We start from the raw sequence: 10,255 nt of genomic DNA, 5'->3' as shown, positions 1-10,255 counted from the left end.
GCCTGGGTCACGTCGGGCCTGGGTTCGCTCGCCGCGCCGGCGGCGCGCTGGGCGAGTCGGAACAGGTAGCCGGTCACGGCGCGCCGTCCAAGGCCAGGCCCAGGTAGGCGGCCCGCCGCGGATCGGACAGGGCCAGCACGTCGGGTTCGGTCCACCCGTAGGCGCGAGCCAGCACGTCGACCTCGTGCAGCAGGCGGCGGGCGCGGGTCTCGATCTCGGTCCAGACGAACTCTCCGAGGTCGGCGACGCAGGTGAACGCGGCCGAGCACGAGGGGCAGACGAGATCGACGCGGACCTCGGCGAGCGGATCGGCGGCCATCATCGCGGCCTCCAGGTCGGCAACCGATGTCTCCGGCAACCTCGCCGGGTCGTCGTGGTCGCCGGGTGGATCGGCCAGGGACACGCAGCGACGCAGCAGGGCATCCCGAGCGGCGGCGGGTGGCAGGTCGGCCACCGCCACCAGGTCGTCCGGAGTCGGCACACGCCATGCACGGATCGCCGGCAGGGTGACGCCCCGCGGTCGAGTTGCGTCGTGCTCGGCGAGCAATGCCGCCGGGTCCATCGCGAACTCCGCCACGGCCCCGCACTGGGGGCACGGCGCGGTGGCCTCCAACGGCGCCGACGTCAGGGTGACACGCAGGCGGAGCGCCGCGGCGTAGGCTTGGCCCACGGGTTGGGTGAGGAGCTCCTCACCACCGGTGCCACCGCGCTCCGCCAATGCGACGACGCGCCGCAGCGACGGGAGGCGGGCGGCCTGTTCCCACAGGTCGAGCGTCTCGCGCGCGGTCAGCGGCGTCGCGGCCATGGCGCACTCCGATCCCGAGCCGATCAGACCGACGGTTCGGCGAAGGTCGGTTCGGTCGGCTCGGCCACGTCGTAGTCGCGTTCCCAGCCCTCGTTCTCGATCTTGATGTGCTGGATCGCGACCGCGTTGGCGTTGGCGTCCAGATCGGGCAAGGCCTGGTACTCGGAGACCCACGCGCGGAAGACCTTGTAGGCGAGCACGAGCTGACCGGCCTCGTTGTACAACTCGACGATCAGGTCCTTGCGGAAGTCCTTCAACGAGACCTCCGCCCCCAGCCCGGAACCGAAGTTCCAGACCTTGTTGGCCCACCCCTCGAACTCGATGTCGTGGGTGACGCCGCGTTCGAGGGTGATGGCCTCGTACTTCGTGCGTCCGGGCGACTTGCGCGAGGTCGAGGGGTCACCGCCCTCGCGGTGTTCGACGACCTCGGTGCTGCGCTTGAGCCCGCCGACCTTGCTGACCCCGGCGACGTACCGACCGTCCCACTTCACCCGGAACTTGAAGTTCTTGTACGGGTCGAAGCGCTGCGCGTTGACGCTGAACTGTGCCATGTCCAACTCCCCTAGACGGCGCCCTGGCCGGCGATCTGCTGCAGCCTGATGACGACGAACTCGGCCGGCTTCAACGGTGCGAAGCCGACATGGATGTTGACGATGCCCAGGTCGATGTCGGCCTGGGTGGTCGTCTCCTTGTCGCACTTGACGAAATACGCCTCGCGCGGGGTCTGGCCCTGGAAGGCGCCCTGGCGGAACAGGTTGTTCATGAATGTCCCCACGTTGAGGCGGATCTGCGCCCACAGGGGTTCGTCGTTGGGTTCGAAGACCACCCACTGGGTCCCGCGGTAGAGGCTCTCCTCGATGAACAGGGCCGTGCGGCGCACCGGGATGTACTTCCATTCCGAGGCGAGGCGATCGGCGCCGTCCATGGTGCGCGCGCCCCACACGACGCGGCCGGCGCTGGGCAGGCTGCGCAGGCAGTTGACCGCCACCGGGTTGAGCAGCCCGATCTCGGCGTCGGTGAGCCGATGTTCCAGTTCGGCCACGCCGACGAGGGTGGCCTCCTGGCCGGCGGGTGCCTTCCACACGCCGCGCTGGGCGTCGGTGCGGGCGATGACCCCGGCCACGGCCCCCGACGGCGCGAACGACTCGACCTGGTCGTCATGCAGGCTGTTCGGTTGGCGCAGTCGCGGGTAGAAGAGCGCCGCGTTGCGGCTCTTCGTGCCGACGGTCGCGGAGAGGTCCGTGCCCGCGATCGTGCCCGCGTCGCTCCACGTGGGTAGTGGGTCGACGAGGAGCATCGCGCGGTGGGCTTCACCGAACGCCGCGGCCTTGCCGACCACGGTGGTGTCGACGGTGCCGTCCGACTTGTAGGGCGGAATCACGATCAGGTTGACGATGTCGGCGTCCTCGAGGGCGTACAGGCCGGTCTTCGAGCCGGGACCGGATGCCTCGAAGGCCGAGGTGTTCAGGGCGCTGCCGTCGTCGCCCTGGGTTCCGGCCGGGTAGTTCGTCGCCGGGGTGTTGTCACCCCACGGGTCCTCCCCGCCCGCCGGTGTGGCGCTGGCAGTCGGTCGGCCCGCTCCGGGGGTCTTCACGGTCACCAGTGCGGACTCGTTCTGCAGGACCTTGGCCAGATCCCGCGGACTGTCGGTGACCCCGATGGTGACGTTGCGATGCTCCTCGACTGCCCCAGTCGCCCCGTCGCGTACAAAGAGGTTGAACAGGCTGCTCGACCCCGGATCCTTCGTGGCGTGGTCGACCCGGGCACGCAGAGACGCGCCCCAGGTGCCCGATGCGGACGCCTCCAGGGTCAGCGTGTTGACCTCGATCTGCGACGGCGCTCCGCCATTGATCAACCGCACGATGACCGCGGTGGAGCCGCCGTTGGCGAAGAAGTCGCGAACCGAGAAGCCGAGCATGCTCCCGGTCCACAACCCGCCGAATCTGCGGTCGAAGTCGGCGTAACTGGTAACGACCGTGGGTTTCCCCACGGGCCCGCGTCGAGCCCGTCCCACGAACGCCGTCACAGAAGTCGCGACACCGGTGATCGCGCGAACGCCGCTGGCCACTTCCTCCACATATACACCGGGGTACGTCAATTGCACTGGCATGGATGCCTCCGAGCCGTTCTGGCATTGCAGGTGGTGGAGCACGGTGAGGCGACGGCTGCCCCGTGCGAAAGGGTTTCCGTGGCCGCTGGATGAATCCGGGATCTGGGGGCGCCCCTACGAATTCCCCCGGTGGGCGCAACGTCGTTGCGCCGTGATTTCCTGTGCCTTTAGCACTCTACTCCCCCACGCACGGTCGGCACACCCCCTTGTCGGAATTCGCGCCTTGTCGGAAGTCGCCAATGTGCGCCGGCGGCCGACCGTGCCCTGACCTGGGGATCAGGCTGCGTACTGCCAGGTGGTCGGGGCGCCCTGGCGGCCACCGGTGGTGTTGGCACCGGAGACGTCACGCGAATCCACGTGCACGACCAGCCCGGTCGAGCGCTGGAACCCCATACCCGCGAATTGGCCGAGGGCACGCATGCGATCGACCTTGAGCACTCCCTGGATGTCGGAGGCGGCCCCGAACTTGTGCTGGCTCTGCGATGCTCCGCCGACGCTGGAGTTCCATTGCGGGCACCGGCATCCCGACACCACGCGCACCGGCATTCCGATCTTCGAGCGGTAGGCCTCGAGGCGCCGTACGTGTGTGCGCAGGGTCCACACTCGGCGGCAATCGGAGAACTTTCCGCCGCACTTGCACAGGAATTCGGTGTACGAGAAATGTGCACTCATGGTCGGCATGCCCTTGCGCTTTCGGGCAAAGGATTTGGTCAACGCCGCACTCGTCTTCGGACCACAGTCACCGTCCTCGACGAGCGCGGCCCCCAGATTCCAGCCACGCTGAAATCCCTTGACCGCGGTCGAGAAACTCGTGCGGGCATTGTCGATGCCGATGGCCAGCAGCATGGCCTGGGCCTGGTCCTTCGTCAGTGTCGTCGCCATCACGACACACCCCCCTCCGCGGCCGCGGTGGCCGCAGTCGATTCGTCAGTGTTCGGAGCATCGTCGCCCGTGTCGTCGGCGTCGACACCCGCCGTCAGTGCATCCAGTTCCGCCAGGCTGGGCAGGCCCGCGGCATTCGTGGCCGCTGCGCTGGGCTCGACGGCCCCGGCTTCGGCATTCTCGTCCACCTGGCGACCATCGACCGGACTGTCGCCGGGCTTCAGGTTGTCGGGGTGATCCGACCCGGCTTCACCACCGAAAACGGCGGCCGCCTCCTCGTCGGCGGTCACGGGTGGCAAACCATCTTCCGTGTCGCGAACAGCGTTGTCCGACATGGCATTCCCCTCATTGAGTGTGGGCCCGGTTATCGTGGAATGGCCCGGCACCTCACCATGTTCCTCCTGCGGGAATGGCGCGGCAAGAGTAGTTGTGCACATGACTCCGATTGGGCCTGACTGGTATCGGCAGGACTCAGCATTCGATGACGTTGACGGCCAGTCCGCCGCGCGAAGTCTCCTTGTACTTGATCTTCATGTCGGCCCCGGTCTGCCGCATGGTTTTCACGACCTTGTCCAGCGAAACGATGTGGGACCCATTGCCGCGCATGGCGGTTCGCGCCGCCGTGACCGCCTTCACCGCGGCCACCGCATTGCGCTCGATGCACGGAATCTGCACCAACCCGCCCACCGGATCACACGTCAATCCGAGGTTATGCTCCATGCCGATCTCGGCGGCGTTCTCGACCTGCGCGGGCGTGCCCCCGAGCACCGCCGCCATCGCCCCTGCAGCCATCGAACACGCCGATCCGACCTCGCCCTGGCACCCGACCTCGGCGCCGGAGATCGACGCGCATTCCTTGTAGATCACGCCGATCGCGCCGGCGGTGAGGAGGAACGTGATGACGCCCTCGTCGTCGGCGCCCGGCACGAATCTCCGGTAGTAGTGCAGCACCGCCGGGATGATGCCGGCCGCCCCGTTCGTCGGGGCGGTGACCACGCGCCCGCCGGCGGCGTTCTCCTCGTTGACGGCGAGAGCGAACATCGTCAGCCAGTCCACGCCACGAAGCGGATCGTCGTTCGTGGGCTCATCACGCAACCGCCGGGCGAGGTCGGGGGCGCGGCGTGGCACGCGCAACCCGCCGGGCAGGACTCCCTCGGCGGAGATGCCGTGCGCGACGCACTCCTGCATGACCGCCCAAATCTCGAGCAGCCCGGCGCGCACCTGCGCTTCGGTGCGCCAGGACAGTTCGTTCTCGAGCATGATCTGCGCGATCGACGCTCCTCTGTCGCGGCAGTGGGCGAGCAGTTCGTCGCCGGCGCGGAAGGGGTGCGCGACGGGGGTGTCGTCCTCGACGATCCGAGCCTGGCCGTCGGCGGTGGCGGTGACGACGAATCCGCCGCCGACCGAGTAGTAGGTGCGCTCGTCGAGTTCGTCGCCGGCGTCGTCGTAGGCGGTGAAGCGCAGTCCGTTGGGGTGCAGCGGCAGGTTGCGCCGGCGGTGCATGACGAGATCGGTGTCCTCGACGAAGGCGATCTCGTGCTCGCCGAGAACGGTGATCCGGCGCTGCGCCCGCGCGAGAGCCACGTCGTCGGCCGCTCGAGCCGGGTCACACGACTCCGGTCGTTGCCCCATGAGACCGAGGTAGACGGCCTTGTCGCTGCCGTGGCCGTGCCCGGTGGCGCCGAGCGACCCGAACAACTCGGCGGTGATGCGGGTCGTGCGTGACAGCGCTCCGCCATCGCGCAACCGCTGCGCGAACATCGCGGCGGCACGCATCGGGCCGACCGTGTGCGAACTCGACGGGCCGATGCCGATGGAGAACAGGTCGAAGACGCTCAGCGCCATGATGCCCGGCCTCAGGCTCGGGAGTAGTGCTCGTAGACGACGCGTGAGGCGAAGGTTCGCGCCGCGACGAGGGTGAGGTCGATGCGGGCGGTGACCGGCGGGAGGAGTGGCCGGCCGCCGCCGACGACGACCGGGCAGCGGAAGATGTGGAACTCGTCGACGAGTCCGAGTTCGATCGCTTCGGCCGCCAACGTCGCTCCGCCGATGGCGAGGTCACGGTCGGTGGACGCGGCCAGCGCGGCGGCCTCCTCCGCCAAGGTGCCGGTCGCCAGCCGCGCGTTGCCCTCGACGCGATCGAGCGTGCGGCTGAAGACGACCTTGGGCAAGGCGCTCCACGCGTCGGCGAACGCGCTCTCCAGCTCGGTGGCGCGCATGGCCGGGTCGGTTTCCCACACGACCATCGCCTCGTACAACTTGCGGCCGCAGAGGAAACCGCCCAGCGCGGCCGTCTGCTCAAGATGGACGCGGAACTGCTCCTCGTCCGGGACGCCCCAGTCGAAGTCGCCCTCACGGTCGTAGATGAACCCGTCCACGGACGCGCTCATCGAGTAGATCAACATGGCAGGAGCCTCATCACCCCAGTGTGGCCCCGGATGGCCGGCCTTGGTCCGGTTCGGGACCGCAAAGCTCTGAGAGATGGCCTCGACGCGCTGACGCAGCTCAGTTGAGGAGTGCCACGTCCAGGTCGAAGGCAAGGACGACAGCACGTGCAAGCTCTGCCTCCTGCGTTGCGGTGAGGTAGCCCACGGTGCGGCCGATGTGGCTCACCGGCACGGTGACGACATTGTCGAGTGCCACGGCGCACTCCAAGTCCAAACCGTTGTGCCGCCCCACTCGCACTTCGCTGGTGAGCCCCTTGACGGTGGAGGTGATGGGCGCCACGGTCACCTTGGTCATGGCCGCCCGCGCGGGTTCCCTCGTCAAAACCAGGGCCGGTCGAGTCTTGTCCAGCCGCACCAGACAGATCTCGCGCACCGCTCAGTCCTCGATCTCAATGTGAGCGACGGTCCAGTCCACGACGGCATCGAGCTCATCGCCGGCACCTTCCCTGAGGAGAATCTCGGCATCGCGCTCAGCAAGCTGGCGCCGCATCTCTCGCTCCACGGCCGACGTCACCAGAGCCGCTCGACTGGCCGCTCTCCCGGCCTGAACGGAACTATCAAGGAACGCGACCACCTCCTCGGGAAGCCGCACAGCAATCTGAATACTCATAGCCACACGATACCATTTTGAATCCCAACATGGGATGCATTCACAGCGGGTCCGCATCCCGTCTCGAAGTGACCGAAGCCCTCACCGTGTCAGGTGAAGACTCCGGCAGGGTCACCTGATCAGCACGACCGCAGGGCCTCCGGAATCGGAGTGAGCCTCCGCCCGGATTCGGGGTCGATCTCGATGCGGTGTGTCGCGCCGTCGCGGGAGCTCGTGTCGATCTCGACGACGCTCGGCGACACCCACCTCACGTCCTCGATGCTGTCCCAGTCGCCGTTGACGCACCCCGCAGCCCACGACCGTTCGGTCAGGCCCGACCCACGCCGGATCTCCAGGTGGTAGTACGTGTCGATCATGTCGACCTCGGACACCACGACGAGGGCGTGCGTCCCGTCCGGCGACGGATACTTTTGCTCGGACCCACCGGCGCCCCAGGACCAGGGCCACGTCACTGCCCAGACGAAGACCACCATCGCCACCGCGACACACGTCCCACCGATCCACACCAGGGGCGGCACCGAACTCCGCTGCGCCCGACGCGGGGGCGCGCTCATGACATCGTCCGGTGTGGGGGTCATGGCCCACAGCGTAGCCATGGTGCGATAGGCAGAGCAGGACGTCGGACCAGGAGGAGAGACGTGGAGCCATCACCGGCAGGATCCGCCGCATCGGCCATCGAGGTACGCGGCGCCCGGGTCCACAACCTGCGCAGCATCGATGTCGACGTGCCACTTAACCAGCTCGTCGCGATCGCCGGCGTCTCCGGCTCGGGCAAATCCTCCCTCGCGATGGGCGTGCTGTACGCCGAGGGGTCACGCCGCTACATCGAGGCCCTGTCAACGTACACGCGGCGCCGCATGGCCCACACGCCGCGCGCCGACGTCGACCGCGTCCGGCACGTCCCGGCCGCTCTCGCGCTGCGCCAACGCCCCGGCGTGCCCGGCGTGCGATCCACGTTCGGCACGTCCACCGAGCTCCTCAATGTGCTGCGGCTGATGTTCTCGCGACTCGCCTCTCACGTCTGCCCCAACGGCCACCGGCAGGAACCCACCCTGGCCGTCGCCGCCGAGACCCCGCTCACCTGCCCGGTCTGCGGCGTCACCTTCCGCCCGCCCGGCGCCGAGGCGCTCGCGTTCAACTCCGGCGGCGCGTGCCCGACCTGCGATGGCCTCGGCACCGTCCGTGACGTCAACGACAATGCGCTCATCCGCGATCCGGCCATGAGCATCGATGAGGGCACGGTCATCCCGTGGCAGATGTTCGGCTTCAACGTCCAACCCCAGATCGCCCGGGAGTTCGGTGTGCGCACCGAGGTGCCGTGGCGCGACCTTCACGAGTGGGAGCGCGAGATCGTCCTGGGCGGGCCGCAGGAGAAGAAGCACATCACCGTCTCGTCGAAGAAGGGGCTGCACGAGCTCGACTTCACGTTCCGCAACGCGCGGCTGACGGTCACCGAGGAGCTCAAGCGTGCGAGCGACGAGAAGCGGCTGGCGCGGGTGAGCCGGTTCCTCACCGAGCAGACCTGCCCCACCTGTCACGGCACGCGCCTCTCCCCCGCCGCCTCCGCGCCACGCATCGGCGACATCGGCCTCGCCAACGCGACGGCCATGACCCTCGAGGAGGTCGTCGCCTGGGCCGCGACCGTGCCGTCGTCTTTGCCAGAGGCCATGCGCCCCATGGCCGACATTCTCGTCACCACCCTGCTCGGCATGGCCCGCCGCCTGCTCGACCTGGGCCTGAGTTACCTCTCGCTCGACCGGGCCGGCGCGACCCTCTCGACCGGTGAGCGCCAGCGGGTTCAGTTGGCCCGCGCCGTGCGCAACGAGACCACCGGGGTGCTGTACGTGCTCGACGAGCCCTCGATCGGCCTCCACCCGGCCAACATCGAGGGGCTGAAGGGCGTCATCGCCGACCTGCTCGCCGAAGGCAACTCAGTCGTCATGGTCGACCACGACCCGCTCGTGCTGGTGGGGGCCGATCATGTCATCGAGATCGGTCCGGGCTCGGGCGCCGACGGCGGCACGGTCGTGGCCACGGGCAACGTCACCGAACTCGATGCCAATCCGGAGTCTCGTATCGGCCCGTATCTCACCGGGCGCGCGCAGGTGCAGGTCCGGGCCGGAGCATCGTCGGGCGAGATGTTCGCACACGGCACGATCGCGATGCGCACGGCCGCGATCCATACCGTCCATGCCCTCGACGTGGCGATCCCGCGCGGGCGGCTCACCGTCGTCACGGGCGTGTCGGGGTCGGGCAAGAGCACGCTCGTGCTCGACAGTCTCGTGCCCGCACTGCGCTCCGATGACGACCACACCCGACCCGCGCACGTGCTGGCCATCGACGCCGACGGCATCGACAAGGTCAACGTCGTCGATGCCACGCCGATCGGCATCAATGTGCGCTCGACCGTCGCCACGTACAGCGGCGTGCTCGATGATCTGCGGCGCGACTATGCCGGCCTCGCCTCGGCTAGCGAGGCTGGGCTGACCGCCAGCGACTTCTCGTACAACACCGGCTCGTTGCGCTGCCCGCTCTGTGAGGGCACCGGCGAGATCACGCTCGACGTGCAGTTCCTGCCCGATGTCGACATCCCGTGCACCGACTGCCACGGTCGCCGCTACAGCCCCGCCGCGGAGGCGTACCAACGACGCTCCGCAACCGGTGACGGCACATTGTCGCTGCCCGATCTCCTCGCGCTCACGGTGACCGAGGCGCTGCCGCACGTCGCCGACCTGACCCGAGTCGTGGCTCGACTGACGGCGCTGGCTGACGTCGGCCTGGGGTACCTCACGCTCGGCGAGGCGACCCCGGCGCTGTCCGGCGGGGAGGCGCAGCGGCTCAAGCTCGCCACCGAGTTGGGCAAGAAGCAGCGGCACACGCTGTTCGTCTTCGACGAGCCGACCGTGGGCCTGCACCCCGACGACGTGCGAGTGCTGCTCGCGGTCTTCCAACGCCTCCTCGACGCCGGCGGCACGGTGCTCGTCATCGAACACGACCTCGACGTCATCGCCAACGCCGACCACGTGATCGACATGGGGCCCGGCGGCGGCGCCGACGGCGGCCGGATCGTCGTGACCGGTCGCCCCGACGCGGTCGCGCGGTCGGAGCGCAGTGTCACCGGTCGGTACCTGCGAGCGCACCTGGGGCTCGGTCACCGGTGATGCGTCGCGGCGGTTGGCGTCAGAGGCGCGCGCGGTACTGCTGCACGGTCAACAGGACGCAGAGCCCGGCGAGGACGGCCAGCGGGACCGCCACCGGCATGGAGTTCGACAGGGACGCCAGGACCAGCGGCGTGCCGAACCCCATGTAGGCGACCGTGTAGAACGCGCCGGAGACGCTGCCGAGCCGGCCGTCGGAGGCCACCCCGGGCAGGCGGGCCAGGCCGGCTGCGAGCGCCAGCC

The 10,255-nt window shown here is 68.8% G+C and carries 11 protein-coding genes and 1 pseudogene; 1 reads left to right on the top strand and 11 read right to left on the bottom strand.

Features of this window, described 5'->3' with window-relative positions:
• Nucleotides 1–73 precede the first annotated feature (73 nt).
• The 10 genes from KD1_RS14095 to KD1_RS14050 all read right to left on the bottom strand — a co-directional run bounded on the left by KD1_RS14095 (nucleotide 74) and on the right by KD1_RS14050 (nucleotide 7,432).
• The gene (locus KD1_RS14095; protein ID WP_068402965.1) at nucleotides 74–805 is read right to left on the bottom strand and encodes a hypothetical protein; all 732 of its coding nucleotides are present in this window, start codon (nucleotides 803–805) and stop codon (nucleotides 74–76) included.
• 23 nt (nucleotides 806–828) lie between these two features.
• The gene (locus tag KD1_RS14090; RefSeq protein WP_068402963.1) at nucleotides 829–1,356 is read right to left on the bottom strand and encodes a phage tail protein; all 528 of its coding nucleotides are present in this window, start codon (nucleotides 1,354–1,356) and stop codon (nucleotides 829–831) included.
• Between the two features lie 11 nt (nucleotides 1,357–1,367).
• Nucleotides 1,368–2,795, bottom strand: a complete 1,428-nt coding sequence (locus KD1_RS14085) for a phage tail sheath family protein (protein WP_217995900.1) — start codon at nucleotides 2,793–2,795, stop codon at nucleotides 1,368–1,370.
• 396 nt (nucleotides 2,796–3,191) lie between these two features.
• Nucleotides 3,192–3,797: a D-Ala-D-Ala carboxypeptidase family metallohydrolase gene (locus tag KD1_RS14080; protein WP_068402960.1), complete on the bottom strand. Its 606-nt coding sequence runs from the start codon at nucleotides 3,795–3,797 to the stop codon at nucleotides 3,192–3,194.
• Nucleotides 3,797–4,087 (bottom strand): hypothetical protein, encoded by a 291-nt coding sequence (locus KD1_RS14075; protein ID WP_169795403.1) that lies wholly within the window; start codon nucleotides 4,085–4,087, stop codon nucleotides 3,797–3,799. The genes KD1_RS14080 and KD1_RS14075 overlap by 1 nt, the downstream gene beginning before the upstream one ends.
• Before the next feature lie 181 nt (nucleotides 4,088–4,268).
• The gene (locus KD1_RS14070) at nucleotides 4,269–5,642 is read right to left on the bottom strand and encodes an L-serine ammonia-lyase (protein WP_068402957.1); all 1,374 of its coding nucleotides are present in this window, start codon (nucleotides 5,640–5,642) and stop codon (nucleotides 4,269–4,271) included.
• A gap of 11 nt (nucleotides 5,643–5,653) precedes the next feature.
• On the bottom strand, nucleotides 5,654–6,202 hold the full coding sequence (locus KD1_RS14065; protein WP_068402955.1) for a dihydrofolate reductase family protein: 549 nt from the start codon (nucleotides 6,200–6,202) through the stop codon (nucleotides 5,654–5,656).
• Nucleotides 6,203–6,302: 100 nt separating this feature from the next.
• On the bottom strand, nucleotides 6,303–6,617 hold the full coding sequence (locus KD1_RS14060) for a type II toxin-antitoxin system PemK/MazF family toxin (RefSeq protein WP_068402953.1): 315 nt from the start codon (nucleotides 6,615–6,617) through the stop codon (nucleotides 6,303–6,305).
• A 3-nt stretch (nucleotides 6,618–6,620) separates the two neighbouring features.
• Nucleotides 6,621–6,854, bottom strand: a complete 234-nt coding sequence (locus KD1_RS17545) for a YlcI/YnfO family protein (protein ID WP_068402952.1) — start codon at nucleotides 6,852–6,854, stop codon at nucleotides 6,621–6,623.
• 119 nt (nucleotides 6,855–6,973) lie between these two features.
• Complete coding sequence (locus KD1_RS14050) at nucleotides 6,974–7,432, bottom strand: hypothetical protein (RefSeq protein WP_157073372.1); 459 nt, start codon at nucleotides 7,430–7,432, stop codon at nucleotides 6,974–6,976.
• A gap of 60 nt (nucleotides 7,433–7,492) precedes the next feature.
• Here KD1_RS14050 and KD1_RS14045 point away from each other — a divergent pair, with 60 nt between their 5' ends.
• Nucleotides 7,493–10,015: an excinuclease ABC subunit UvrA gene (locus KD1_RS14045; RefSeq protein ID WP_068402946.1), complete on the top strand. Its 2,523-nt coding sequence runs from the start codon at nucleotides 7,493–7,495 to the stop codon at nucleotides 10,013–10,015.
• Between the two features lie 19 nt (nucleotides 10,016–10,034).
• On the opposite strand, the pseudogene KD1_RS16930 reads toward KD1_RS14045, so the two are convergent.
• Nucleotides 10,035–10,255, bottom strand: a pseudogene (locus KD1_RS16930) (hypothetical protein); the annotation flags it as partial.

This window comes from Kribbia dieselivorans NBRC 106261 (assembly GCF_001552435.1).
Classification (GTDB): Bacteria; Actinomycetota; Actinomycetes; order Actinomycetales; family Dermatophilaceae; genus Kribbia; species Kribbia dieselivorans.
The sequence above is the reverse complement of the archived record's forward strand: the minus strand, read 5'-3'. Positions and strand labels throughout refer to the sequence as shown.